Genomic DNA, 26,276 nt, shown 5'->3' with positions numbered 1-26,276 from the left:
CCCATGCGCTGTGTTTTCCTATTCCCACTATAGGCTTGGGCCTGTTCATCGCCAAGCAAATTGTGGAGTTGCACGGTGGCCACATCTGGCTGGAAAGCCGCGAGCAGGCCGGCACCACTTTTTTCGTTGAGTTGCCTTAACCGGGCCACTTGTACTATGGTCTTTGTCGGGGTGCATCCTAGCCGGCTACTGCAGCTTTCAAGACCAATGCCGCTCGGTAGCTGCGGCGGGTGTTCTACGCCGCCATTTCTGCGGTCACCGGGGGTGCAAGCAGCAACTCATTCGGCGCAGGCTGCCCGGTGAGCCAGCACTCCAAGCTTTCCAGTGATGTGGCCGCAATGTTGGTGAGAGCGTCGCGGGTCAGAAAGCCTTGGTGGCCGGTTATCAGCACATTTGGATAGGCCAAAAGCTGGCGTAGCAGTTCATCCTGAAGTGGTTGCGCGGAATGGTCGTTGAAGAACAGGCCCTTCTCGTATTCGTACACGTCGAGGCCCAAGTAGCCTAGGTGCCCCGATTCCAGCGCCGCTAGGGCTGCCGCCGTGTCAAGCAGGGCACCGCGGCTGGTGTTGATGAGCATGGCCCCCGGTTTCATTTTGGCCAGCTGGCGAGCATCGAGCAAGTGACGGGAGGCCGGCGTGAGTGGGGCATGCACGGAGACTACGTCGGCTTGCTGGCAGAGCGCATCCAAGGACACATATTCCAAGTCATAGCGCCCGGTCAGTTCCTCGTCGGGCTGCACATCGTAGCCCAGCAGGCGGCAACCGAAGCCGTGCAGCAGCCGCGCCAGCGTGCCGCCGATGGTACCGCACCCAATGATGCCCACCGTTTTGCCATGCAGATCGAAGCCGACGAGGTTGTCCAAGCGGAAATCGGCGCGGCGGACCTGCGCATCCGCTTGGCGCAAGTGGCGGTTGAGGGCCAGCATCAGGGCCAGGGCGTGCTCGGCAATGGCGAAGGGCGAGTAGTGAGGCACGGTGGCCACACGCAGCCCCAAGCGGTGGGCGGCGGGCAGGTCAACGTTGTCGTGGCCGGCTGAGCGCACCAGCAAGTAGCGTACTCCTAGTGCCCACAATCGCTCTAAGACCGGTGCGGAAGCATCGTCGTTGACAAAAACGGCCACGGCTATGCTGCCGGCGGCCTGCTCCGCCGTTTCCAGATTCAGCGCCTCGTTCAGGAAGTTCATGCTATATTGTTGATGCGCAGCCGCCACGAGGTACGGGCGCTCAAAGGGATAAGCGCTAAAAACGGTAACATTCATAAGAATTGGGGGCTGAATAGGCTCAGGATGCGCTGAGCGGCCGACCGGAAAACGACCTCAGTCCCTTGTTGCTGATGAACAGGCGACTGGGCAGGCGAACGGCGCTACAAGGTTACGCGATAATCCCGGCTGGCCACATGAGAAGAATCATGTGCCGGAGCGGCGTTGCGCATATTGTCGGTGAGCCGAGGGTCGGTTCTTTGCCCGTACTTGATTGACACCGCCGCAAGCATTGCGGCGCCGGGCGGTACTAGCTCATGCTGTGAGAAGCAGCTGAACCGCCCTATTGCCGGAACTCACCGGTCTAAAGAGTATCTAAAGTCCCTGTTTACTATGGAAACCACTCTTCGCCTTCCGTCTCCCCTGGTACCCGCTCAGGAAGCTCCGCTAACCCCGGAAGCCCTGCGGCTTATTGATGCCTACTGGCGGGCAGCTAACTACTTGTCGGTGGGGCAGATGTATCTGTACGACAATCCTTTACTGCGCGAGCCCTTGTCGCTGACACACGTCAAGAACCTACTGCTCGGGCACTGGGGCACCACGCCAGGACAGAACTTCATCTATGCCCACCTCAACCGGGTCATCAAACAGTACGACCTGAACATGCTGTACGTCTGTGGCCCCGGTCATGGGGGGCCGGCGGTAGTGGCAAACACCTATCTAGAAGGCACATACAGCGAGGTGTATCCCGAAATCAGCCCAGACGAAGCGGGGTTGCGGAAGCTGTTTCGGCAATTTTCGTTTCCGGGCGGCATTTCCAGCCACGCGGGGCCCCAAACGCCGGGCTCCCTGCACGAGGGCGGGGAGTTGGGCTATTCACTCAGCCACGCCTTCGGGGCTGTGTTCGACAATCCTGATTTAGTTGTGGCCTGCGTCGTAGGCGACGGCGAGGCCGAAACCGGCCCGCTGGCCACGGCTTGGCATTCCAATAAGTTTCTGAACCCCGCCACTGACGGGGCAGTGCTGCCCATTCTGCACCTAAACGGCTACAAGATTTCCAACCCCACGGTGCTGGCCCGCATCACCCCCGAAGAGCTCGATCAGCTGCTGCGCGGCTACGGCTGGGCGCCCTACTACGTGGAAGGCGACGAGCCCACGCAGATGCACCAGCAGATGGCTGCCACGCTCGACCAGGCAGTGGCCGATATTCAAGCCATTCAGCAAAATGCCCGCGAGCATGGCGACCTTACCCGTCCCCGCTGGCCGGTTATCGTGCTGAAATCCCCCAAAGGCTGGACGGGGCCCAAGCTCGTTGATGGCCGGCCTAACGAAGGCACGTTTCGGGCCCACCAAGTGCCGTTGGCGGTGTCGGCTGGCACACCGCCCGAGCATTTGGCGCAGCTGGAGGCGTGGCTCCGAAGCTATAAGCCGGAGGAATTGTTCGACGCCGAGGGCCGGCTGCTTCCGGAAATAGCTGCCCTAGCTCCGCAAGGCAACCGGCGCATGGGCGCCAACCCCCACACCAACGGCGGCCTACTGCTGCGCGCCCTGCACCTGCCCGACTTTTGCGATTACGCGGTGCCCGTACCTGTGCCCGGCGCCACGCAGGCCAGCGACACGCAGGTGGTCGGCCGGTTTCTGCGCGACGTCATCAAGCTGAACTCTGCGCCGCGCAACTTCCGGATTTTTGGTCCCGACGAAACCGCTTCCAACAAGCTGGAAGCGGTATTTGAAGCCACTAACCGGCAGTGGGGCGCCGAAACGACTGAGAACGACGAGTTTCTGGCGCCATCGGGCGCAGTGTTGGAAATGCTGAGTGAGCACCAATGCGAAGGCTGGCTCGAAGGCTATTTGCTCACCGGCCGGCATGGGCTCTTCAACAGCTACGAGGCCTTTATTCACCTCGTCGATTCGATGTTTAATCAGCATGCTAAGTGGCTGAAATCGACGTTAGAAATTCCGTGGCGGCGCAACATTGCTTCGCTCAACTACCTGCTTACATCTACTGTCTGGCGGCAGGACCACAACGGCTTTACTCACCAAGACCCGGGATTCATGGACCACGTGGTGAACAAAAAAGCAAGCATCGTGCGGGTGTATTTGCCGCCCGATGCCAATTGCCTGCTTTCGGTAATGGATCACTGCCTGCGCAGCCGCCACTACGTCAACGTCATCGTAGCTGCCAAGCACCCGGCCCCGCAGTGGCTGAGCATGGACGCGGCCCAGAAACATTGCACCGAAGGCATCGGCCTCTGGCCCTGGGCCAGCAACGACCAGGGCTACGAGCCGGACGCCGTGATGGCCTGCTGCGGCGACGTACCGACGCTGGAAACCCTGGCGGCTGTTTCCATCCTGCGCGAGCATTTGCCGGAGTTGAAAATCCGGGTCGTTAACGTGGTGGATCTGCTCAAGCTTCAGCGCAGCACTGAGCACCCGCACGGCTTGCCCGATGCCGACTACGACGCCCTGTTTACGCGCGACAAGCCTGTGATTTTCGCCTTCCACGGCTACCCCTGGCTGGTGCACCGCCTCACCTACAACCGCGCCAACAACCAGCACATGCACGTGCGCGGCTACAAGGAAGAAGGCACCATCACGACTGCGTTCGACATGACCGTGCTCAACGAGCTAGACCGCTTTCACCTGGTGATGGACGTGCTCGACCGGGTACCGCAGCTGGGCAACCGCGGCGCCTACCTCAAGCAGCTGCTCAAAGACAAGCTCGTGGCGCACAAGCTCTACATCACTCGCCACGGCATCGACATGCCCGAGATTCAGAACTGGCAATGGCCGACTGCGAATCGCGGCGTAAGTGTTGATTAACCCCATACAAACCATTCTACTGGCTCAGTTAAAAAGCCCTTTATATAAGTAATTAATAATCAATTATTTATATAAAGGGCTTTACTTGTCGTCAGCAGGAAGTTCCCCTAAGAACGGCTTGGCAGCAAAGCAGAAAAGGTACCCGTTTTTTGTATCACGCCTGGCTAATCAGGCTTTAAGGGGTTCACCGCCGGGCCCTCTCCTTTTGCAGCCTTGAGGGGTGCCCCGTTGAGGGTAACGTTGGTGAATTTCACGTCGGGATACTTGTTTGGAAAAGCGGCCGTTTCGGCCGTGGCCTGCACATTCTTAAAGGTGATATTCGACACCTTATCGGTGGGGTTGCCATCCAAAACTGCAAACTGCTTGCACTTCACCTTGACCTTGGAAATGGTGATGTTGCGGATGGTGCCAAAGGGTTTTTCCGTGCTGCCCGCCAAGTTGAAAAACTGCGTCCAAGGCGAGAGCGTGACGATGGTGCCGCAACGGCCGGTCACGTTTTCAACGGTAATGTTTTCGTAGAGCTGATAGGTATCGGGGCGCATCTTGAAGAGTAGCAGCGGCCGGTCGTTGTCGACCTTGCAATTGCGCACCGTGATGCGGTTGGCGTGGATGCACTCGCTGCCGCAGGTGATGGCTGCGTGCACTTCCCCAAACGTGCAGTTCTCCACCAGAATGTCTTCGACCGGGCCGTTCTCCGGAAGCTGTTGGGCGTTGGGTCCTTTGCCACCTTTCATGACGATGCCGTCGTCGTTGACGGAGATGTAGCAATTGCGTATGGTCACTTTCTTACATACGTCGATGTCCACGGCGTCGGTGCTGGGGGCCTTCACGGGCCGGAAGGGCGAACGAATGTCACAACCCTCTAGCAGCACGTTGTTGCACTGGTACAAGTGCGTGGTCCAGAAGCCTGCATTGTGCAGCTTCACCTTCTCGATGGTCACGTTGTCGCAGCCCCAGATAAAGAGCAGCCGGGGCCGGTGCACCTCCAGATTAGTGGACGATTTGCCGACTTTCTGCATGGAGTCGCGGTGGGCCCAAAAGCTTTTCCAGAACCGCAGCCCGTTGCCGTCGATGGTGCCGGGGCCCGTCACCCGAAAGCCATTCACCTGATAAGCATTGACGAGCGCCGCGTAATAGTCCAGCTTTTGGCCCTCCATCCGCGACGGCACCAGAGGGTAGTCGCCAATGTTGTCGGAGCCTTTGAGTTTGGCGCCTTCCTGCAACCGCAACTGCGTACGGGGTTTGAAAAACAGCGCTCCGCTCAGAAATACGCCTTTAGGAATTACCACCGTGCCTCCGCCATCGGCGTTCGCTTTGTCGATGGCGCGTTGAATGGCTTCCGTATTCAGCGTAGTGCTATCGGTGCTCGCCCCAAATTGGGTGATAACATAGTCTTTAGGGGCGGCTTCTTTCTGCGGAGGAATTGCGGCAGGGAAACGCAGGAGAAATGCGGTTAGGCCAACAGGGAGCAGCGCAAGAAGAGCTTTCATAGGGCGGAAAAAAGATGAAGTGTGCAAAGAAGCGAGTTTACGGCGAGCGTACCGTTCTGTAGTTACCTGATCGCGGTGCGTAAGCGTACGGAACTCCACTCCTGCCATATCAGGCTGAGCGTCGGGGCTGACGAATTCCTAACCGGCGGCACTCTGCGTGAGTATACAGGCGAAGCGTTCTGCAACCGTTGTGGGATGTATTTCCGAGACTTTTTCCCAACGGCCGTGGCAAGGGCAAAGGCGGCCAACACTTGTTTGATTTTTATAAGCAATGGTTTGATTCCTTTTATTCAGTGAAACATGGCTGACCGACCTTTGCCCCGCCCCTTGCTACGGCCTGCCCGTGGCACTACAGGTCAAAAACCCGCAGTATCCTTTACGCCTTACTAGCTTGTGCGCGAAAGAGGCGTGATCGTGGCTGCTTCACCGGAGTAGTGCCCTGCATGCTCAGCGGAAAGTGGGCCCCGCAAAGCACCCAGGCCGGATTGCTTTACGACGCCCGCTTTTTTGTTTGAAACTCCTGGAGAACCTTATGACTTGCCTCAAACCCCAGGGCAAGTAGCAGCCCCATCAAGCGGCTGCCCGGCTTATTTCACTCTTATGAAAAACGTACTCATTCTTGGTGCCAGCGGTACCATTGCCCAACACGTTACCGCCCTGCTGGTCAAAGAAGACGACGTCCAGCTAACCCTTTTTGTGCGCAGTGCCCGCCGCCTGCACCACTCGCCCGCCCTGGCCCGCGTGGTGGAAGGCGACGTGCTCAACTACGCCCAACTGAAAGAAGCCGTGGCCGGCCAGGACATCGTGTACGCCAATCTCTCGGGCGACCTGGGGCGCATGGCCCAAAACATCGTGCGGGCCATGCAGGAAACCGGGGTCCGGAAGGTCATCTTCGTCAGCTCCATCGGCATCTACGAAACCCCGCTGAAGCCCGTGTTGAAGCCCTACCGCGCGGCCGCCGACGTGCTGGAAGCCTCAGACCTGGACTACACCATCCTGCGGCCGGCCTGGTTTACCTCCGATAACGAAGTGGACTACGAAATCACCCACAAGGGCGAGCCGGAAAAGGGCTCCGTCATTTCGCAGAAAAGCCTGGCCACATTCATCACCCAGATTATCGAGTCGCCCGCGTAATATGCCCGGCAGAGCCTGGGCATCAACAAACCCAGGTCCTAGCACCGGCTTTGTTGGGTTGAAGGTCTGCGACAGCCACCTGCCAAGGCCGTCTCCTAACTATTCATCGGCATTTAACGTGAAGAGCTTTACCTTGAAAGCCCAGACCTGGGCTTTCGTTGTTTCCCTTTGGCTTCTTCCGTATGCAAAGCCTGTTCTCCGAACTCGTCTTTCTGGTCTTAATCATCCTGGCGCTGGTCATGCTGGCCCAGAAGCTGCGACTGGCCTACCCTATTGTGTTGGTGCTGGGCGGGCTGGCGCTCAGCTTCACGGGCCTGTTCACTAACCTGGAAATCAAGCCGGAAATCGTGTTCCTGATTTTCCTGCCCCCGCTGCTCTACGAGGCGGCCTGGCAGGTGTCGTGGAAGGAGTTTTGGAAATGGCGGCGTGTCATTACCAGCTTTGCCTTTCCCATTGTCATTCTCACCGCCTGCGTAGTAGCCCTAGTGTCGCACGCCCTGATTCCGGGATTCACGCTGGCACTGGGTTTTTTGCTGGGCGGCATCGTTTCGCCGCCCGATGCCATTTCGGCCACCACCATCATGCGGCAGGTGAAAGTGCCAAAGGTGCTGCTCAGCGTGATTGAGGGCGAAAGCCTGCTCAACGACGCCTCCTCCCTGATTGTGTTCCGGTTTGCGTTGGCGGCCGTGCTGACCGGCCAATTTTCCTTCGGCCAAGCGGCCGGCAGTTTTTTCCTGGTCATCGTGCTCGGCACGCTTATCGGCGTGGCGGTGGGCCTGGTGTTTTACACCCTGCACCGCAAGCTACCCACCACGCCCAGCATCGATACGGTGCTGACGCTGGTGACGCCCTACTGCATGTACTACGCGGCCGAATATTTCCACTATTCCGGCGTGCTGGCCGTGGTCAGCGGCGGGTTGCTGCTCTCTAGCAAGCGCAACACCATGCTCACCTACCGCAGTCGCATCGAAGGCGTGAACGTGTGGACGGTGCTGAGCTTTGTCTTCAACGGATTGATTTTTCTGCTCATCGGCCTGCAGCTGCCCCACATTGTCCAGCAACTCGGCGACACCAGTTTGGGCACGGCCATCGGCTACGGCTTGCTCATCTCGCTGGCCCTGATCGTGGCCCGGCTGCTGTGCTCGTTTGGCGCTTCCCTGTTCACGCGGCTGGCCAGCCACTTCATCACCGTGGCCGACGCCAACCCCGGCTGGAAGATACCGCTCGTTTCGGGCTGGGCCGGCATGCGGGGGGTGGTGTCGCTGGCGGCGGCGCTCTCCATTCCGCTGCTCACGCCGGCGGGGCAGCCGTTTCCGTACCGCAACCTGATTCTGTTTATCACCTTTGTGGTCATCCTCGTCACGCTGGTATTTCAGGGCCTGACGCTGCCCTGGCTGATTCGCAAAATGCGCCTGGAGGACAAATTTGCCCCCATTCCGGCAGAGCAACAAGAGCTGCTGATTCAGCAAAAGCTGGCCGAGCAAGCCCTGCGCCACCTGGCAAACCGGAGCCCCCACAACGGCTCTCCGAACGAATACCTGCACAATATGCGGGCGCGGTTGCAGCTGGATACGGCGTTTTTCTCGCGGGCCTTGGCTAGCGCTGGCAGCACGCAGCTCAACACGCTTCAACACTTCCAGCAGCTTTATCTGGAAGTATTGGAGCAGCAACGGGCCTTGTTGCAGCAGATGAACCGGCGGGAGGATTTCGACGAGGAAATCATTCGAAAATACCTGACCGTCCTCGACCTAGAAGAATACAAGCTGCGCGAAAAGCAGCTGCAACCCGCTGATGCCGAGCAGGCTTCGCCTTGATCGCGCCCCAAGCTACCACTAAGCCCATGTACGGCTGACGATGCCTCTCTACGAGCACCAACGTGGATTTATCAGCTAAGTACCGGCCCGAAGCTGGCGCCACTCAGGTTATGCGTATGGAAGCTAGCCCAGTCTCACAATAAGCTTAGAGCCAGTGCTTTGCTAAGCGCCAATTTTTGGCAAATTCGTAGTACTATGGCTTACCGGAATCATCTTGTTCTTGGGCGACTGCATTTAACGGGTTTGGCGCGAACTATTCCGCTCATAACTTTCAGTCTATCAATAAGTTAAATAAACAGTGTAGCCTTTTGTCGTTTTGCCTTCACCTCTGGTCACGGCTCGCTTATGAATCACTCTTTTGATGCGTTGATTATTGGGGCAGGACAAGCTGGCCCATCGCTGGCCGGGCGGCTCACGGCAGCTGGTTGGAAGGTCGCCCTTGTAGAGCGCAAAAACTACGGCGGCACCTGCGTCAATACGGGTTGCACCCCCACCAAAGCCATGGTTGCCAGTGCGAAAGCCGCGCATACATTGCGCCAGGCAGCGCACTACGGTTTGGCACCAGTAGGAGAAGTCACGGCCGACCTGGCCCAGGTAAAAGCCCGCACGGACCGCATTGTAGCAGCGTCGCGCACCGGCTTGGAAAACTGGCTAAAGCAAATGCCCGGCTGCACGCTTTTTCGGGGCACGGCCCGGTTTGTGTCGCCGACGGCGATGCGGGTGGGCGACGAGGTGCTGGAAGCCCGACACATTTTTCTCAACGTGGGCGGGCGCCCTGTCAAGCCGGCGCTGCCGGGCATCGAGCAAGTTCCGTACCTGACCAGCAGCACACTATTGGCGTTGGAAGAATTGCCGGCCCACCTGCTTATCGTGGGCGCGGGAGCTGTGGGACTGGAGTTTGCGCAGCTGTTTCGGCGGCTGGGCTCGCAGGTTACCCTCGTGGAGCGCAACGCGCGCCTGCTCCCCCACGACGACGACGACGTAGCCGCTTCCGTGGCCGATATCCTTACTAATGAGGGCATTACGCTGCGGCTTGGGGCCGAGTGCATTAGCTTGGGGCAGGAAAATGGGCGGCCCGTGGTGCACGTCAGCTGCGAAGCAGATTCGTCGCCGAGCCACGGCTCGCACCTGCTGCTGGCCATGGGCCGCCTGCCCAATACCGATGATTTAGACTTCGAAAAAGCAGGGCTCCTGGCCGATGCCCACGGCTACCTCACAGTGGATGAGGCGTTGCAAACGGCCACGCCGGGCATCTGGGCGCTCGGCGACTGCAACGGGCGCGGGGCGTTTACGCACACCGCCTATAACGACTTCGAGATTGTGGCCGCCAACCTGCTCGAGGGCGGTCAGCGGCGCGTCAGTGACCGGCTGCCGGTTTCGGCCATTTACCTCGACCCACCCTTCGCCAAAGTTGGCCTGACGGAAGCCGAGGTGCGGGCCGCGGGCACACCGGCTTTGGTAGGCAAGCGGCCCATGACGAAAGTGGGCCGGGCCGTGGAAAAAGGCGAAACCCAGGGCTTTATGAAGGTGCTGGTGCACGCCGAAACCGACCAGATTTTGGGGGCCAGCATTGTGGGCGTAGGTGGCGACGAGGCCATCCACTGCATCGTCACGGCCATGTACGCCCGCCAAACTGCCGCCTTCATGCGCAGCAATATGTTTATTCACCCCACGGTTTCGGAGCTGATCCCGACGGTGTTCGGCGAGCTGCAACCGTTGCGTGCCGAGCTCAAGGCAACGGCCAGCACCTAATCTGGTGGATTAAGCCAGGCTTTTTTATAATTTACAACTATCTTATTATCAAGTAATTATAAAAATAAGTTACTAAAAACCAGGCATTGAGGACAGGCGTGTCGCGGGCCTTACTTCAACAACGGAAGCAGAGGTACGTTTTATAGATTTAGCCGGCGCCTTGCCCAACCGCCGCACTCTCAACACTCGATTACCAGGCTTAGCCCAGTAGCCGAGCCGAAGCAGGAGTTCCTGTTTTGGTTTTTCTCGTATTGGCTTTATGCACCAAGAACCACTTCGCAGGGCCGGCCAGCCTTTGGCTACCGCTACCAAAGCTCTTATTCTGCTGCACGGCCGCGGGGGCAGCCCCGCCGACATTCTCTCGCTGGCCCGGCACTTGCACGTGTCGGATTTTGCGCTGCTGGCGCCGCAAGCCACGCAGAATACCTGGTACCCCAATTCGTTTCTGGCCCCGCCCGCCCAAAACGAGCCCTGGCTTTCGGACGCGCTGGCCGCCGTGGGCCGCGCCGTGGCGGAGGCTGAAACGGCCGGCATCAGTAAGGACAACATCTATTTTCTGGGCTTCTCTCAGGGGGCCTGCCTCACGCTGGAATACGTGGCCCGCCACGCCACCCGCTACGGCGGCGTGGTCGCCTTTACCGGCGGCCTCATCGGCGATCAGCTGTACGCGACTAATTACGCCGGCGATTTCGCCGGTACGCCTATTTTCATCGGTACCAGCGACCCGGATTTTCATGTGCCGGTGGAACGGGTACGGGCTTCCACTAAGCTGCTTACCGGCCTCGGCGCCACCGTCACCGAGCGGATCTACCTCAATATGGGCCACACCATTTCGCAGGAAGAAATCAACGTCGCCAACTCGCTTATATTTAAATAGTTACTTCGCAACCAGCGACTGCTCGCTTATCCTTGTACTTTTCTTTTTCTACTTTCCCATGGAACCTCGCATTCTGGGCCTGCACCACGTCACGGCCATCGCTGGCAATGCCCAGCGCAACCATACGTTCTACACCAAAGTGCTCGGGCTGCGCTTCCTGAAGAAGACGGTCAACTTCGACGACCCGGGCACCTACCACTTTTATTTTGGCGACGAAACCGGCTCGGCCGGCACGATCCTCACGTTTTTCCCGTGGGAGCACATCACCACTGGCCGGCGCGGCCTCGGGCAGGCCACCGAAATCGGCTATTCGGTGCCCGCCGGCAGTTTTGATTTCTGGATGCAGCGCTTCGAGCAGCACGGCGTAACCTACAACAAGCCCAGTGAGAAATTTGGGGAGCGGTACCTGACCTTTCTCGATCCCGACGGCCTGAAGCTAGAGCTCATTGAGTCGAAAACCGCTGACCCGCGCACGCCCTGGACCACGGCCGAAGTCGGGGCCGCAGTAGCGACCAAGGGCTTTCATACCGTCACGCTCACGCTGGCCAGCATCAAGCCCACGGCCGCAATCCTGACCGATGTCTTTGGCTACACCTTGCTAGAACAGCACGTCAATCGCTACCGCTACGCGACCGATACGGTGCAGGGAGCCGCCTACATCGATCTGGTGGAAGTGCCCGGCGAGGCACGTAGCGTGACGGCCGGCGGCTCGGTGCACCACATTGCCTTCCGGGTGAAAGACGATGAAGCCGAGGTGTACTTCCGCAACAAGCTGCTTGAGAAGGGCCTGCAACCCACCCCTCAAATCGACCGCGACTACTTTCACTCCGTGTATTTCCGCGAGCCGGGCGGGGTGCTGTTTGAAATTGCCACCGAAAACCCCGGTTTCACCGTGGACGAGCCGCTGGCCGAGTTGGGCACCCACCTGATGCTGCCCAAACAGCACGAGAAGCTGCGGGCGCGCCTGGAGACCAGCCTGCCGCCAATCGGCTGAAAAAGATCAGCGTTGCACGAAAGAAACTTACACTCCTACTACCCGCCCGATGCTTTCCGTATCCCTCGCTTCCTCTAACGACGACTTGCGAGGCATTCTGGCGCTGCAACAGCAAAACCTGCCGCGGGTGCTGGCCCCGGAAGTGCGAGCGCAAGAGGGTTTTGTCACGCTGGAATACACTTTCGAGCAGATGCAACGCATGCACCAAGCCGGCCCCTCCGTAATCGCCCTCGACGGCACCCGCGTGGTGGGTTACGCCATCACCGCGTTGCCCGAGGTGCGGGCTCATGTGCCGGAGCTGGAAAGTTTGTTTGCCTTCGCCGATGCGCTGCCCTACCACGGCACCCCACTGAAGCAGCAAGCCTATTACCTGATGGGCCAAGTCTGCATCGCTCAGGGCTATCGGGGGCAGGGCGTGTTCGACCGCCTCTACCAGCACCATCGCGCCGTGTACGGCGGCCGCTACGATTTTTTACTCACCGACATTTCCCTTCGCAACCCGCGCTCCTTGCGCGCCCACCAGCGGCTCGGGTTTCAAGCTGTGGGCCAAATGCAGACTCCGGTCACGGGCGAGCAATGGGCAGTCGTACTCTGGGATTGGCAGAACCCAGCGCCGGCTCACCCGCAAACTGAGCTGGCTAATTAACCTCTATCTTCTATATCCTAATCCTATCGTGAACTTGACCACAAAGTCAAGTATATAAATATTTTATAATCAATTACTTATAAATATCAGTAGGCAGCAACGGGAATTGTATGCTGGACGGCTTCGAAGGGCAACTGCACAGCGGTAAGGCGCCACGTCAGGCCGGTGCGGCGCAGGGTAAGCGTCACGGCCGGCGCGTGCGTGTCGGGGTCCAGCACACAAAGCGTGTAACGGTCCATGGATTCAAATACCCCGGCCTGCATCGGTCCGTTTTCCTCCTCACCCGGCTGCGCGGCTGGTTCCGGCTCCTGCCCAAACGCAGCGGCGCAGTGGCCCCGTACCAAAGCGGCCAAATGGCGCGGCTGCAAAGCCGAAGCGACCAACGCATCGACCCAAGTGTTGGCAGCCGACACCGCCACGAGCCGGAAGGAGTTGCCAGAAGCCTTCGCGGCGTCGGGCAGGTGCCTGCCGGGTCGCGCGGCAAGGGCCAGCAACTGCTCGTGTAGCCCGACCTGCACGGCGGGCAAGTCGGCGTAGCGGTTGAGTGCCACTACGTCGCCGGCCGCGGCGGCTTCCTGAAGGTGACGCAACGCACGGTACGGGCCCGACCGAAACCAAAACAGGCTAGCTAACACCGTACAGATCAATGTATAAAGTAGAATTCTTCTCATAGAGGATGCCATAACTCCTTTGCCGGTATAAATATAACATAATGACTCACGAAATGCTACTTGCTTTATTATAGGGATATATTGACTTTTGTTTTATATAAATTATTTAATAAATATCTGCATATAAATCAGCAAATAAAGTTTTGATATTTCGAGTTTCTCTACCTGCCGCCGAAGGAATGCTTTCCTTGCCAGCTAAGTTGTGTACAGGCACCAGATCTTGAAGAGGAGCGCCTCATATAAGATACGAAAAACTGTTTTTCTATCGAGCAGAATCCCTGAAAACTGCCAACCACAGCATGAAATCCGGTTACTACCACGGGTAGCTGCACCAGGGTTTGTTTCTTCAACGGAGCGGTCCGTTTTTTTGCAGGAACGGTGTTTTCTCTGTAAATCAGCAGGCTCTAAACCGTCTCGACTCAACCCTACTTCCCGCCCATGAACCAGCCCGACCGCGAATGCCTCCTCAAAGAATTACAGCATCTGCTAGAAGGCGGCAATGCGCATGTGCCTTTCGAAGAGGCTTGCGCCGACGTTCCGCCCGCCTTGCTCAACCAAACCGTGCCGGAACTGCCCTACACGCTCTGGCAGCTGGCCGAGCACATCCGCATCGCGCAGTGGGACATCGTCGAATTCTGTATCAATCCGGCGCACGTATCCCCGAAGTGGCCCGACGAATACTGGCCGGCTCCGGACGCGCAGGGCGATGCAGCGAGTTGGGCGGCGACGCTCACGCAGATTCGGGAGGAACAGGAGCGCTTTCTGACCCTGATCAGCGATCCGGCCCAGGATCTGTTTGCCGCTTTGCCGCACGGCACCGGCCAGAATCTCTTTCGCGAGGCCGTGCTCATCGCCGACCATTCGGCCTACCACACCGGCCAAATCATTCTGCTGCGGCGCCTGCTCCGCAACTGGGGCTAATGGTTATATCCCCTTATTTATCAAGTAGTTACTTATCGGGCACCCGCCGGTTGATTACCTTGTCCTGGACTTTAATCTGAGGGGAAATCGGCCTTTCCACCTTCGTCGGCGCGGCAGGATTGGCGCCCATCTCCTGCTTATACAGGTTGTGATCGTTTTGCAGATTCTGCACGGATTCGCGCAAGGTAGCGGCGTTTTCCACAATGAATTGCTGATCGGGGCCCGACAGCGTCGTCAGGTACGCCTGCTTTTCCGATTCCGGCTTGAGCACGTATGTCATGCCCGCGATCAGCGTTTCGACCGGTACGGGCATGTGTGTCCCGCCGGCTTTGCCTTTGGGCGGGCTCCACGTCAGGCCCCCGCCGGGCGCCACGCACTGACACACCTGGTTACCGGTGCATTTGCAGGTTTGCTGGGCGTTCGCCACTTGGCCAAAGCCCACTACTGTTGCCAACAAGGCAGCGAGATGGAGAGTAGCTTTCCACATGGTTTATTTTGTTTGAAAGGGATGGATTTGCGAGGTGTCGCGTGCCGCTGGCGCGAAGCCGTCGCCGGGATAAATCGGCACGCTGATGGTGGGATCTTCTACATTCGCGGCGATGCCGTGCACAATGGTGGTTATGATGATGCTGCCCCCGATAAACGCCAGAAAAACGCCCGGCGAACTGGCCGTAAACTTGATCCGGGCGCGCTCCAGCCCTTCGGCCTCAAAGCCGATAGGACTGTCGCGTACGCCCTTTACCACGACCACGGCCCCCAGTATGGCCAGCAGCGTACCGACCATAAACCCGATGTATTTGATTAGCGAATTGGTGTGCTCAAACCGGGCGCCGTATTCGTAGCGCTTGTAGGCTATTTGCAATTGGGCCTTGATGAGATTGGCCCGCAGCCGGTCGTCGGGCATGGCGTCCAGCGCGAGCCGATCGACCATAACTTTGTCGTGCGCCGACATAAAATCGGCGCCCGACGCCGCGTTTACGCTGGTGAAGTAAAAGGCCACAAAACCGACCAGCAAAAAGCAAAACACATACAGAATCAAATCTTCGGGGGTGAAATCCGCGGAAAAGAAGCCGGGGGCCGACGCCGGTATTTTTGGGTTCTTATCCTCTACAAATCCTTCCATCGCATTTGCTTTTTACTCCGCATTCACTCTCCAAAAACTCAAAATTTATTCTTACATATCGTATTGATATACAATCACTTATACAAAAGACTAAAAGCTACCGCGGCGCCCAATCGCAAAAGGCAACGGCTTCGGAAATGGCGGTCCAAAACAGGTTTGGGCAACGGACTAGCTGTACCAAATGAAGAGCCGCTGCGGGCGCAGAGAACTGCCACAGGAAGCTGGCCGGGAGAGGAGGCCGCGGAAGGAAAAGGCCTGCCGCGTACGAGGAAGTTGACTGGAAGGGCGCCGGCGGGCATCCTTCAATATTCGAAAGACTTAATATACCTTAAATTCCGCAAACCCCAACGCGCGAAATGGCTGCTCGCATCAACCTTGCACCGCCTAAGCGCCGCTGGGAGTGGGCCGCCAGCGGAAGGCCTGCGGATCGAGGGCGCGCATGGTGCACAGCACGCCGTCGAGGTGGTCGCATTCGTGCTGCAACAACTCGGCTAGGCTAGCGTCTTCCACTTGCCACGTCTGGGGCTGCCAGTTGGCATCGCGGTAACGCACCGTCACTTGCTGATGGCGGCGCACCCGCACCAACAGATTGGGAAAGCTCATGCAGTCGTCCCACAACTCGAAGGTGGCCGCGCTCATCTCCACCAGCTCGGGATTGATCAGCACCAGCGGCCGATCGACGTTCAGGTACACCAGCCGCTTCATGATTCCGAGTTGCGGGGCCGCAATGCCGCGCCCGAAGCTATACGTGGCACGAATGTCTTCCATGACGGCGTGCAGGTCGGCTACCCAGCCCGCCACCAAGGGCAACTCGGCTTCGAGCACCGGCGCGCACGTCTCATACAGGCGCGGGTCGCCCAAAAGCAACAGATCAGCCAAGGTTTTCATGTGATGAAGAAACGCATAAACTCACGCTCCCAACGCCAGGCACAGAAGCAAGAGCAGGACTTGCTTACTGGAGCGTTTTGAGCCGGAAGTTTTTGTATTCGATTTTCATCGGAGGGCCTACGTGAACCTGTACGCCAATCCAGCCGCTCATTTTGCGGTTTGCAGCATCGTCATCCGTCACGTCGGACATCAGCGCTCCGTTGATGTAGTGCTGCAAGTGATTGCCTTTCGCTATTATGTGCACCTGGTTCCACTCGCCGGGCTTCACGAGTTGACCTAAGGCTGCGCGGCCGCCGCCCAGGCTATCGAGCACTTGGGGCGGTTGGCCTTCGAGAAGCCGCACGCGTTGCCCGCGCAAGGCCAGAAACTTGCGTCCTCGCTCCTCGTAGTTCTGGCCCGAATAGCGGTTGCGGCCGTCGAGGTCGGCTTGGTAGCCTTTCAGGGCATGCGCCACGCCCGGCACGTCTTCACTCCGGTAGTTGATGCCGCTGTTGCCCAACGCGGAGATCCGATAATCGACCAGCAGCTCAAAATCGCGGGGCTGGCCGCCGCGCCAAATGATAAAGGTATTCTGCTTCACCAGGGTTTCGGGCGTGATCTCGCCCACCAACACGCCGTCGCGCACGTGCCAGTACGTGGAGTCGTACTCCCAGCCATTCAGTGTTTTTCCGTCGAAAATGGCTTGGTAGCCCTGTTCCGCGCGCGGGGCTTTTTGGGAAGTGCTGCAACTTATCGTCAGCAGCAGCAAACTCACACGCAGCAATAACGCCGGAGTATTCATAGCAGAAAGTATAAGCAAGACAGGAGAAGGCCCCGGAAGATAAGCAGCTGAAAGTCGGGCAATAATAAAAAATATTAAAGTACTGATCTACAAGAAGTTATCATTCCAGCCGGAACGTACAACCCAAACGCACCTCCAGCCGGCAGCTTGGCCAAAACTATTTCACTAGCCAGGCAACCCTTTTTGGCTACGCTCCGAGTAGACAACATCCCCCTGGGCGAACTGTCTGCCTTTCTCTAATCATCCGCTCCGCTTTAACACCATCTTTCATCTTTAACGGGTACTGACATGAAGACTTTTACGCGTTTGCTGGTCGTGCTTTTATTGCTCGTGCTGGCCGGTTCTTCCGCTTGGGCGGAAACAGTCATTATCAAGGTGACGGATAACGCCTACACGCCCCAAACCGTCACGGTGCATCCCGGCGATGTGGTGAAGTGGCAATACGAAGGCGGCACCAACTCCCACCCTACCGCTTCCGATAATGCGGCGTGGGTGACGTTTACCATCAACACGGCCAACCCCACCAATTCCATCACCTTCAACAACGCTGGCTCCTTTCCTTACCACTGCACTTTCCACGGTGCCCCCGGCGTTGGCATGTACGGCGTCATTACGGTGGCCGTGGCTACGCCCGTACGCCCGATGGCAGTGGCTCCGTCGGCGTTTCGCTGCTATCCTAACCCCGCCGACGGCGTCGTGACCCTGACGCTGGACAACCCGCAGGCCCGCGCCAACGCCTCCGTGCAACTCATCAACAGCCTCGGTACGCTCGTGCGTACCTTAACCGTAGGCTCCGAAGCCAAGACCGAAGCCACGCTGACACTGCCGGTCGCCGACCTGCCGGCCGGCCTGTACGGCTGCCGCTGGCTGGTAAATGGGCAGGTGGTGGCCCGGCAACGCGTGATGCTCATCCACTGACCCCTCACAAGCATACTGCCCCTGGCGGCACATCTGCGCAAAAAGCCCGGCCCGAGAGGCCGGGCTTTTCTGTGTAATCCTCATTCGCTCTGCTACAACGCGCTGCGTGTGAGCTATTTCGTACCAGTCCGTCAACCAAACTTTTCTCCAACATTCCGTCCCAAAACTTGCATGTTCGCTTAAATATGCATTACTTAAAATATAGTATTGACGCGATCTTTACAGCCCTACGGCACTGCGTCCGACGCGTGGTGCCCCGATAGCCTATTGCATTTGCTAGTGCCTCCTGATCTGGCCGCCAAAACGGCCGCCAGCTTAGGAATTGGGTGTACTGAATTTTGAGGGGCAAGACCCGCTAAGGGGTCTGGAGCGGGTTGCTTACTCGGTAACGCAACCTGCCAAAACTGGCTATTGACTAGTCCAACGCAAGAAAGATCGACGGGAGAGAACAGGCAGCTAAACCGATAACATTCTGATTGTAAGACCATTATCTAACTCTGTGTAATAGAGCAGATTCTGGTCCCTGCGAGGCAGGCCGCACAGTTACCCCAATGCGGGGTACCCGGTAGTTGATAGAGCATTTATCTGAAAAAGATGATCTCGCACGCGCTTACCATTGTGGTCAATGAGCTAAACAAGCACCTGGCCGTGTACGGGCCGGTTGCGCCGCCCAACGAAGCCAAGCTCGGCAACTTGGCCGAGGGCTTGGGCGGCCAAAACGGCGGCGTGCCCCGCGACCGGCTCATCCTTTCAGTGGTGAACATTCGGGAAGAGAAAGCGCTGAAAAACGTCCCCAATTACGTCCGCAACGACACCCGGCTCACGGTCACGTACGAAAACCCGCCGGTCTTTCTGAATTTCCAGGTTTTGATGGCCGCCACCCACAGCGACTACGTCAATGCGCTGCTCATCCTGTCGCGGGGCATCCGGTTTTTTCAGGCCCAAAACGTGTTCACACCGGATTCGGTAGCCCCCGAGTCCATCACCCAGAATGCGCCCACCAACCCACTCGATCAGCTGGAAGGCTTCAAGCTGATTTTTGATTTGTACTCGCCTATGATGGAGGAGGTTAGCTATCTCTGGGGCACGCTGGGCGGCAAGCAATTCCCCTTTGTGCTCTACACCCTGCGCATGCTCGATCTCAAGTTCCGGGCGGTGCAAAGCGAGAGCGGCCTGATTACCGAGATCGACAGCACGTTTTTCACCAAACCACCTGTGGGTCAATAACATGGCAGAGCGCATCCGCATCGGCTACCAGCGCCTTTTCGAGGTCAGACTGCTCCATCATTATTGGCTGGACGAAGGCCTAACCGTGTTCGACGCCCTGCCCGACGCCGTGCAGTTCAAGCGCCTGCTGACCTACGACGTGCGCTCGTTTCTGGCCATCGAGCCCACGCCCGCCACGGCGCAAGCGTTGCGGGGGCTGCGTGGCGTTTTCAAAAGCACGGCGCTTGGGGGCGTGGTGGCCGTTAAGAAAGACACGGTGATTCCGGATGATGCTGTCTTTGAGTTCGTTATCACCGTACAGAACGCGCATTTTTTCGACTACACAGCCCTAACGCTGCCGGAACACAAGATCTACGAGATCTATTATCTGCCGGAAAAAAAGACGTATCGCTACAAGGAAAACGTGCCCGTTTTTTCTAACCTAACCGGCGTGCCGCGCGGGACGGGCGCAACTAGGGCGTTGTTTTTATCCCAGGAAATTCCGGCCCTCTCCCCCACCGACCGCGTCGAGTCGCTGGTGCGGGCGGGCGCGGCGCTTGAGCAGCTCACCAGCGACCAGCCCGGCGCCAACACCCAGCAGCTAAGCGCACAAGCTGCTGATATGCCGGTGTTTGTAAACCAAGCCGACGTGCCCGCCATCGTGCCGCCACCGGGCCTGACCGGCGCACCCGCCCGCGGCATCCGGCTGACCAACGACATTCCCGACAACGTATTTGCTCTCGTGCAGATCGCGGCCGTGAAACCCGGCGATTCTGAGTACAGCTGCACCAGCGGCGGCCTGGCGAAGCCCGATTATCCCGTTTTTCAGGTTCGTTTCCGCAATCGCGCTACGTTCTGGCAATACTTCAACCGCAGCACCGGCGCGCCGGTCTCGGCCGAGCCCACAGCCTTGCCACTCACCGTGTTCGGCAATGCGGGCACCAAGCGCAAGCCTTCCGAAGGCGTGATCAAGGCCACTTTCGATAGCGCAGACCCCGCCAGAATCACCGGAATTTTCTCGGAGATCTTCGATTAAATGCTTGTATTTCAACTAGTTGAAAAAACTTAAGCCATGGCAACACTCTATAAAACGCCGGGGGTTTACATTGAAGAAATCCCCAAGTTCCCGCCCTCCATTGCGCCCGTCGAAACGGCGATTCCGGCCTTCATCGGCTACACGCAGAAGGCGGAAGACGTGGTGGCCGACGACCTGGTGCTGAAGCCAACCCGCATTGCGTCCATGGTTGATTATGAGAAGTATTTCGGGGGGCCGCAGCCCGAGGAAAAGATCACCGTGGCCGTGGCAGAAAAGCAGGACGCCGGCGGCAACACGCTCGATATTAAAGCGGTAGCTACCGTCGCCGAAACCGATCGCTCGAAGCACATTCTGTACTACGCCTTGCAGATGTTTTTTGCCAACGGCGGCGGGCCTTGCTACATCGTGTCGGCGGGCGTTTACAAGGCATTTGATAACCCTTTGGTAGAGAAAGAGTTACACGACGCCCTGGATACGCTGGTAAACGTTGACGAACCCACCCTGATCGTCATCCCAGAAGCGCAACAACTGAGTATCGGCGACTTCAAAAATCTGCACGACGCGGCCCTGCTGCAATGCGAAGTTTTGAAAGACCGCTTCGTGGTGATGGATGTGCACGGCGACAGCATCTCGCTCTCCGACCCCGACGCAGATCTGCTGACGGCCATTGGCAATTTCCGGACCAGCGGCATCGGCACCAACAACCTCAAATACGGCGCTGCCTACGGCCCCAACCTTGATACGGTGCTGGATTTTGCCATCGACGAAACCAAAATTGACGTCGCGCACAGCATCAACGGCGCGGCCGCGACTACGGCCAAACTCGATACGCTCCAGGCCGGCAGCAACCGCATGTACGAGCTGGCCAAAGCTGCCGTCCGCGACATGAGCTGCATCCTGCCGCCGAGCGCGGCGGTGGTGGGTATTTATGCCGCCGTCGACAACAGCCGCGGCGTGTGGAAAGCGCCGGGCAACGTGAGCGTAAACAGCGTCATTCAGCCCGCAATCCTGTTTTCGAACCTTGTGCAGGACCAGATGAACGTGGATGTGGTGGCGGGCAAATCGGTGAATGCCATTCGCGCGTTTACGGGCAAAGGCACGCTGGTGTGGGGCGCTCGCACGCTGGCCGGCAACGACAACGAGTGGCGCTATGTCAACGTCCGCCGCTTCTTCATTTTCGTGGAAGAATCGACCAAGAAGGCCATCGAATCGTTCGTGTTCGAGCCCAACGATGCCAATACGTGGGTACGGGTGCAGGCCATGATCGAGAACTTCCTGACCACTCTCTGGCGCCAGGGCGCGCTGCAAGGCATCAAGCCCGAGCACGCCTTTTACGTGGCCGTGGGCTTGGGCAAAACCATGACGGCGCTGGACATTCTGGAAGGCCGCCTGAACGTCGAGATCGGGATGGCCGTGGTGCGCCCCGCCGAGTTCATCATCCTGAAATTCTCGCACAAGCTGGCCGAATCATAAGGCTAACCATTTGTTTGTGAGCCATTTATCGCCATTCACCTTTTCGCAGTAACGCATTATGGCACAGGAATATCCACTCCCGCGGTTTCACTTTCAGGTGGACTGGGGCGGCGCCAAGCTGAGCTTCACCGAAGTTACCGGCCTCAACATGCAGGTGCAGGTAATCGAGTATCGGCACAGCGACAGCCGCGATTTCAGCACCATCAAAATGCCGGGGCTGACCAAGAACGAGAACATGACCTTCAAGCGCGGCAAGTTTGAGGGCGATTTCGACTTCAACAACTGGCTCAACGAGATCACCAACGAGCGCGTCAACGGGCGCCGCGACGTGGTGATTCGGCTGCTCAACGAAAAGCACGAGCCCGTGGCAGCGTGGTCGGCCACGCGCTGCTTCCCGACGAAAATCACGGCGCCCGACCTGAAATCCGACGCCAATGAAATCGCCGTGGAAAGCATGGAAATCGCGCATGAAGGCCTGAAACTGATGAAAATCTAACGTTCCGCGACCGTGGCCGGCTACTATCCGCCCTGGGGATTCTACTACCGCGTGGAATTCGGGATCAGCAAAAACAAGAACGACACGGGCTTTCAGTCGGTGTCGGGCCTGTCGGTGGAGTACGAGATGGAGGAATTCCGCGAAGGCGGCGAAAACCGCTTTACCCACAAGCTGCCGGTGCGCACCAAATACGCCGAGCTGGTGCTGAAACGCGGCATGCTCACTGACTCGGACGTGATCAAGTGGTGCCTCGCCGCGTTTCGCGACCGCGACTTTCGGCCCACCGATTTGAGCATCATCCTCCTGAACGAACAAAGCGAGCCGCTGCGCACCTGGAACGTCACGCAGGCCATCCCGAAAAAATGGCTGGTGTCGGATCTGAATTCCAACGACAACGCCGTGGTAGTCGAAACGCTCGAACTGATGTATCGCTATTTCAGCGTGCAGTAAATCAAGCGGTTACCTAAGCTCTCAACTCCTTCGCGATGCCCCTCGAAATCAAAGAATTACACATTCGCGTCACCGTAAACGCCCCCGAAAACCAAGCCCCGGCGTTGCGGCCGACAACCTTGCTGGCCGCGACGCGCGATGGTAGCGCGGAGGCCGAAAAGCAGGCGATTATCGCGGAGTGCGTGGAGCAGGTCGTGCAAATCTTTCAGGCAAAACAAGAACGCTGATGGCCACCGGGGGGAAACTGGAAAAGCTGCTGATTCTGGGTTTTAAAGACTCGAAAGAAGCCGAAAAAGGTGGCATTCCGGAAGCCATCCAGAACGACGCGTACTTCGAGGCGCTGATCAATCCGGAAACCTACACCCTCGATTACAAGCTGAAATTCTCGGAATCGGGGCAAGGTCAAGGCACTAGCGGCAAGCAACTTAAGTACGAATACACCGAGCCGGAAGAAATCACTTTTGAGTTTCTGTTCGACAACACTGGCATCATCGACGGGCAGCCGCGCGAGAACATTGCCGACGACCTCAAGCGGCTCAAGCAGATTCTGATTGAGTACAAAGGCGATTCGCACGAGCCGCGGCATTTTAAGCTGGTGTGGGGCCAAAATTCCATTTTCAAAGGCCGCGTCACCGAGCTGAGCATCACCTACAAGCTTTTCAATCCGGATGGCAGCCCGATTCGGGCGGTGGCGCGGGTGAAGTTTAAAAGCAGCATCGAGGAGCAGATTCGGGCGGCCAAAGAGGACAAAAAATCACCCGATCTCACGCACATCCGGCAGGTGAAAGCCGGCGACACACTGCCCTTGTTGTGCTACCGCATTTACGGCGACGCCCGCTACTACCTGCAAGTCGCGGCGGCCAACGGGCTCGGCAATTTCCGCTACTTAAAGCCGGGACAAGATCTTGTTTTTCCACCCATTGATAAAACTACTGCATGATAAAAACCCATACCTATCTCCAATACAACTAATTGACAATCATGTAATTATAAAGCATAAGAATTCCAATGGCTGCCAACGAATCCGCTATTCCTACCCCGGCAACGCCCGATGTCTGCACAGCTAAAATATTGGTGGAAGGCGCCGAAATTCCCGGTACCATCCATGTGCAGTCTGTTGTGGTGATGCGGGAAGTAAACCGGATTCCGTCGGCGACGCTGCACATTCAGGACGGCGAGGCGTCGCGCAGCACCTTCGCAGTCGGTAATGCGGACTACTTTATTCCGGGCAAAAAGCTTGAGATCAAGCTCGGCTACCGCTCGCAGGAAGACACGGTGTTTAAGGGCATTGTGATCAAATACAGCGTCAAAATCCGCAAGAACGGCAGCTTCCTGATCGTCGAATGCCGCGACGAGGCTGTGAAAATGACGTGCGGGTTGAAAAGCCATTATTTCGCCGGCAAAAAAGACAGCGACATTCTGGAGGAAATCATTGGGCGCTACGGGCTCTCGAAAGACGTCGAAGCCACGAAGCCCGACCTAAAAGAAATAGTGCAGTATGAGGCCACCGACTGGGATTTCGTGCTTTGCCGCGCCGAAGCCAATGGCTTGCTGGTGCTGGTGGAGGACGGCAAAATCAGGATCGTCAAACCCGATACCAAGCAAGAGCCCGTCGTGAACGCCGCATTTGGCTTCACCCTGCTGGAGCTCGACGCCGAAATTGACGCCCGCTTGCAAAGTCCTGGCATTAAAGCACATAGCTGGAACGCTACCGAACAGAAAGTAGCCGAAGCCGAAGCCGCCGAACCTGCCACGACCAAAAATGGCAACCTCACGCCAGACGCACTCTCCAAAGTCATGGGCGGGGCGGCGCATTTGCTGCGGCACGGCGGCAAGCTCTCGACGCCCGAGCTAAAGGCCTGGGCCGACGGCGCTTTGCAGCGCGAGCGCCTCGGCAAAGTGCGGGGCCGCGCGCAGTTTCAGGGCTTTGCGGGCGTAATGCCGGGCAAAACTATTGATATACAAGGCATTGGCGAACGCATGCAAGGCAAGATGCTTATTGCGGGCGTGCGGCACCAATTTGCCCGCGGCAACTGGGAAACCGACGTGCAGTTTGGCCTTAGCCCCGAGCCATTTGCCGAAACCTACAACCTGCGCCCGTTGCCGGCCGCGGGGTTGCTGCCGGCCGTGAGCGGGCTGCGGGCTGCCGTGGTCACGAAGCTGGAAGGCGACCCCGACGGCGAAAACCGCATCAAAGTGCGGCTGCCCCTCATCAGTGAGCAGGAAGAAGGCACTTGGGCACGTATTTCCACACTGGATGCCGGCAACAACCGCGGCACTTACTTCCGGCCGGAACTCGGCGATGAGGTGATTGTGGGATTCCTGCACGACGACCCGCGCCACCCGGTAGTGCTGGGCATGTGCCACAGCAGCAAAAAACCGGCCCCCGTGCCGCCTTCCGACAAGAACCACCAGAAAGGCTACGTGTCGCGGGAGAAGCTGAAAATCACTTTCGACGACGAGAAAAAAGTGATGGCGTTTGAGACGTTTGCCGGCAACAAGATCACGCTTTCCGAAGCCGACAAAGCCATCACGATCAAAGACCAAAACGGCAACAAAATCACGCTCGACAAAAAGGGCATCACCATAGAAAGCACCAAGGACATCGTTTTCAAAGCCAAAAAAGACGTCAAAGCCGAAGGCGTCAACTTCGACCTCGCCGCCAAGTCGGCCTTCAAAGCGACCGGAACCAGCAGCGCCGAGCTTTCTGGGGCCAGCACTTCCGTGAAAGGCAGCGCCACGACCACCATCCAGGGCGGAACGGTGCGAATCAATTAACGCGCTATAAATCAATTGCAATGCTTCCAGCGGCCCGCGTCACCGATATGATTTCCAGTCCGGCTACCAGCGGCGTGCCCACGCCGATTATTCCGCCGGGAGCGCCCACTGTGCTCATTGGTGGCTTGGCGGCGGCCCGCGTCGGTGATACGTGCGGCGTGGATGCCATCGTCAAGGGCTCGCTCACGGTGATTATTGGCGGGCTGCCAGCGGCCCGCTTCGGCGACCTAACCGGGTCGGGCGGCGCGGTGCTGGGGCCGGGAATGCCTACCGTACTCATCGGCGGCTAAGCGTAACGTAAATTTTTCGTTTAGAGCACAATGTATTGATTATCAATAATTTACAATAACAACAACATCTCTTATGAACCTCACTTTTCTCGGTCGCGGCTGGTCATTTCCTCCCACTTTCAATCCCGTATTTCGGGGGGTGGAAATGCTGGAGCAGGAAGCGGACATTGCCTCCAGCTTGGAGATTCTGCTCTCGACCATGCTGGGCGAACGGGTGATGGTGCCCGAGTTTGGCTGCAACATGGAAGAGCTGGTGTTTGAAAGCCTCGACACGACCACCAAAACTCTGATGGCCGATAAAATCGAGTCGGCGATTCTGTATTTCGAGCCGCGCATTACTCTCGAAACCGTGCGCCTCGACAGCAGCCGCGAGCTAGAAGGCGTGGTGCTCATCGAGGTGATTTACAAGGTGCGCACCACCAATTCGCGCTTCAATTTCGTCTTCCCCTTCTACAAAAAAGAGGGCACCGATATCAACCTGACGACTACCCTCAACCTGCTGCCGGACCGATAACCT

The 26,276-nt window shown here is 57.9% G+C and carries 27 protein-coding genes; 20 read left to right on the top strand and 7 right to left on the bottom strand.

What is annotated here, in order from left to right:
* Positions 1-35: 35 nt before the first annotated feature.
* Positions 36-140 (top strand): ATP-binding protein, encoded by a 105-nt coding sequence (locus H9I52_RS07915; protein WP_262385990.1) that lies wholly within the window; start codon positions 36-38, stop codon positions 138-140.
* 95 nt (positions 141-235) lie between these two features.
* Here H9I52_RS07915 and H9I52_RS07910 read toward each other — a convergent pair whose 3' ends face one another.
* Complete coding sequence (locus tag H9I52_RS07910) at positions 236-1,258, bottom strand: 2-hydroxyacid dehydrogenase (RefSeq protein WP_187453423.1); 1,023 nt, start codon at positions 1,256-1,258, stop codon at positions 236-238.
* 333 nt (positions 1,259-1,591) lie between these two features.
* Between H9I52_RS07910 and H9I52_RS07905 the strand changes: the two genes are divergently transcribed.
* Positions 1,592-4,021 carry a phosphoketolase gene (locus H9I52_RS07905; protein WP_187453422.1) on the top strand — a complete coding sequence of 810 codons (2,430 nt, stop codon included), beginning with the start codon at positions 1,592-1,594 and terminating at the stop codon, positions 4,019-4,021.
* Positions 4,022-4,185: 164 nt separating this feature from the next.
* Here the strand turns inward: H9I52_RS07905 and H9I52_RS07900 are convergent, their stop codons facing one another.
* Positions 4,186-5,511 (bottom strand): glycoside hydrolase family 28 protein, encoded by a 1,326-nt coding sequence (locus H9I52_RS07900; RefSeq protein ID WP_187453421.1) that lies wholly within the window; start codon positions 5,509-5,511, stop codon positions 4,186-4,188.
* A 600-nt stretch (positions 5,512-6,111) separates the two neighbouring features.
* On the opposite strand from H9I52_RS07900, the gene H9I52_RS07895 reads away from it, so the two are divergent.
* The 6 genes from H9I52_RS07895 to H9I52_RS07870 all read left to right on the top strand — a co-directional run bounded on the left by H9I52_RS07895 (position 6,112) and on the right by H9I52_RS07870 (position 12,728).
* A complete protein-coding gene (locus tag H9I52_RS07895; RefSeq protein ID WP_187453420.1) occupies positions 6,112-6,645 on the top strand; it encodes an NAD(P)H-binding protein in 534 nt (177 codons plus the stop codon).
* A gap of 182 nt (positions 6,646-6,827) precedes the next feature.
* Positions 6,828-8,459 (top strand): Na+/H+ antiporter, encoded by a 1,632-nt coding sequence (locus tag H9I52_RS07890; RefSeq protein ID WP_187453419.1) that lies wholly within the window; start codon positions 6,828-6,830, stop codon positions 8,457-8,459.
* Positions 8,460-8,804: 345 nt separating this feature from the next.
* The gene (locus tag H9I52_RS07885; RefSeq protein WP_187453418.1) at positions 8,805-10,211 is read left to right on the top strand and encodes an FAD-containing oxidoreductase; all 1,407 of its coding nucleotides are present in this window, start codon (positions 8,805-8,807) and stop codon (positions 10,209-10,211) included.
* A 259-nt stretch (positions 10,212-10,470) separates the two neighbouring features.
* Positions 10,471-11,088, top strand: coding sequence for an alpha/beta hydrolase (locus tag H9I52_RS07880; protein WP_187453417.1), 618 nt, complete (start codon positions 10,471-10,473; stop codon positions 11,086-11,088).
* Positions 11,089-11,146: 58 nt separating this feature from the next.
* Positions 11,147-12,082, top strand: a complete 936-nt coding sequence (locus H9I52_RS07875) for a ring-cleaving dioxygenase (protein ID WP_187453416.1) — start codon at positions 11,147-11,149, stop codon at positions 12,080-12,082.
* A 49-nt stretch (positions 12,083-12,131) separates the two neighbouring features.
* Positions 12,132-12,728, top strand: coding sequence for a GNAT family N-acetyltransferase (locus H9I52_RS07870; protein WP_187453415.1), 597 nt, complete (start codon positions 12,132-12,134; stop codon positions 12,726-12,728).
* Between the two features lie 86 nt (positions 12,729-12,814).
* On the opposite strand, the gene H9I52_RS07865 is transcribed toward H9I52_RS07870, so the two are convergent.
* Positions 12,815-13,399, bottom strand: a complete 585-nt coding sequence (locus H9I52_RS07865; protein ID WP_187453414.1) for a DUF2939 domain-containing protein — start codon at positions 13,397-13,399, stop codon at positions 12,815-12,817.
* 438 nt (positions 13,400-13,837) lie between these two features.
* On the opposite strand from H9I52_RS07865, the gene H9I52_RS07860 reads away from it, so the two are divergent.
* A complete protein-coding gene (locus tag H9I52_RS07860; protein WP_187453413.1) occupies positions 13,838-14,320 on the top strand; it encodes a DinB family protein in 483 nt (160 codons plus the stop codon).
* A 28-nt stretch (positions 14,321-14,348) separates the two neighbouring features.
* On the opposite strand, the gene H9I52_RS07855 is transcribed toward H9I52_RS07860, so the two are convergent.
* From H9I52_RS07855 to H9I52_RS07840, 4 genes are all read right to left on the bottom strand, one after another.
* On the bottom strand, positions 14,349-14,807 hold the full coding sequence (locus H9I52_RS07855) for a hypothetical protein (protein WP_187453412.1): 459 nt from the start codon (positions 14,805-14,807) through the stop codon (positions 14,349-14,351).
* A 3-nt stretch (positions 14,808-14,810) separates the two neighbouring features.
* Positions 14,811-15,443 carry a hypothetical protein gene (locus H9I52_RS07850; protein WP_139516781.1) on the bottom strand — a complete coding sequence of 211 codons (633 nt, stop codon included), beginning with the start codon at positions 15,441-15,443 and terminating at the stop codon, positions 14,811-14,813.
* A 384-nt stretch (positions 15,444-15,827) separates the two neighbouring features.
* Positions 15,828-16,331, bottom strand: a complete 504-nt coding sequence (locus H9I52_RS07845; protein ID WP_187453411.1) for a peptide deformylase — start codon at positions 16,329-16,331, stop codon at positions 15,828-15,830.
* A gap of 64 nt (positions 16,332-16,395) precedes the next feature.
* Positions 16,396-17,112: a DUF1080 domain-containing protein gene (locus tag H9I52_RS07840; protein ID WP_187453410.1), complete on the bottom strand. Its 717-nt coding sequence runs from the start codon at positions 17,110-17,112 to the stop codon at positions 16,396-16,398.
* A gap of 288 nt (positions 17,113-17,400) precedes the next feature.
* On the opposite strand from H9I52_RS07840, the gene H9I52_RS07835 reads away from it, so the two are divergent.
* The 11 genes from H9I52_RS07835 to H9I52_RS07785 all read left to right on the top strand — a co-directional run bounded on the left by H9I52_RS07835 (position 17,401) and on the right by H9I52_RS07785 (position 26,273).
* Complete coding sequence (locus H9I52_RS07835; protein ID WP_187453409.1) at positions 17,401-18,030, top strand: T9SS type A sorting domain-containing protein; 630 nt, start codon at positions 17,401-17,403, stop codon at positions 18,028-18,030.
* Positions 18,031-18,624: 594 nt separating this feature from the next.
* Complete coding sequence (locus tag H9I52_RS07830) at positions 18,625-19,257, top strand: DUF4255 domain-containing protein (RefSeq protein ID WP_187453408.1); 633 nt, start codon at positions 18,625-18,627, stop codon at positions 19,255-19,257.
* 1 nt (position 19,258) lies between these two features.
* Complete coding sequence (locus H9I52_RS07825) at positions 19,259-20,272, top strand: hypothetical protein (RefSeq protein WP_187453407.1); 1,014 nt, start codon at positions 19,259-19,261, stop codon at positions 20,270-20,272.
* A 36-nt stretch (positions 20,273-20,308) separates the two neighbouring features.
* A complete protein-coding gene (locus H9I52_RS07820; protein WP_187453406.1) occupies positions 20,309-21,745 on the top strand; it encodes a phage tail sheath family protein in 1,437 nt (478 codons plus the stop codon).
* A 58-nt stretch (positions 21,746-21,803) separates the two neighbouring features.
* A complete protein-coding gene (locus H9I52_RS07815) occupies positions 21,804-22,241 on the top strand; it encodes a phage tail protein (RefSeq protein ID WP_139516774.1) in 438 nt (145 codons plus the stop codon).
* Between the two features lie 12 nt (positions 22,242-22,253).
* Positions 22,254-22,691, top strand: coding sequence for a phage tail protein (locus tag H9I52_RS07810; RefSeq protein ID WP_139516773.1), 438 nt, complete (start codon positions 22,254-22,256; stop codon positions 22,689-22,691).
* Positions 22,692-22,726: 35 nt separating this feature from the next.
* Complete coding sequence (locus H9I52_RS07805; RefSeq protein WP_187453405.1) at positions 22,727-22,918, top strand: DUF5908 family protein; 192 nt, start codon at positions 22,727-22,729, stop codon at positions 22,916-22,918.
* Positions 22,918-23,631, top strand: coding sequence for a CIS tube protein (locus H9I52_RS07800; RefSeq protein WP_139516771.1), 714 nt, complete (start codon positions 22,918-22,920; stop codon positions 23,629-23,631). Before H9I52_RS07805 ends, H9I52_RS07800 begins: the two co-directional genes overlap by 1 nt.
* 68 nt (positions 23,632-23,699) lie before the next feature.
* The gene (gene vgrG / locus H9I52_RS07795) at positions 23,700-25,469 is read left to right on the top strand and encodes a type VI secretion system tip protein VgrG (RefSeq protein ID WP_187453404.1); all 1,770 of its coding nucleotides are present in this window, start codon (positions 23,700-23,702) and stop codon (positions 25,467-25,469) included.
* A gap of 20 nt (positions 25,470-25,489) precedes the next feature.
* A complete protein-coding gene (locus tag H9I52_RS07790) occupies positions 25,490-25,759 on the top strand; it encodes a PAAR domain-containing protein (RefSeq protein ID WP_187453403.1) in 270 nt (89 codons plus the stop codon).
* Positions 25,760-25,832: 73 nt separating this feature from the next.
* Positions 25,833-26,273, top strand: a complete 441-nt coding sequence (locus tag H9I52_RS07785) for a GPW/gp25 family protein (RefSeq protein WP_139516768.1) — start codon at positions 25,833-25,835, stop codon at positions 26,271-26,273.
* The last annotated feature ends 3 nt before the right edge of the window (positions 26,274-26,276 follow it).

This window comes from Hymenobacter sp. BT491 (assembly GCF_014349165.1).
GTDB classification, from domain to species: Bacteria; Bacteroidota; Bacteroidia; order Cytophagales; family Hymenobacteraceae; genus Hymenobacter; species Hymenobacter jejuensis.
Note: the sequence above shows the minus strand (reverse complement) of the source record. Positions and strands in the feature narration are given on the sequence as shown.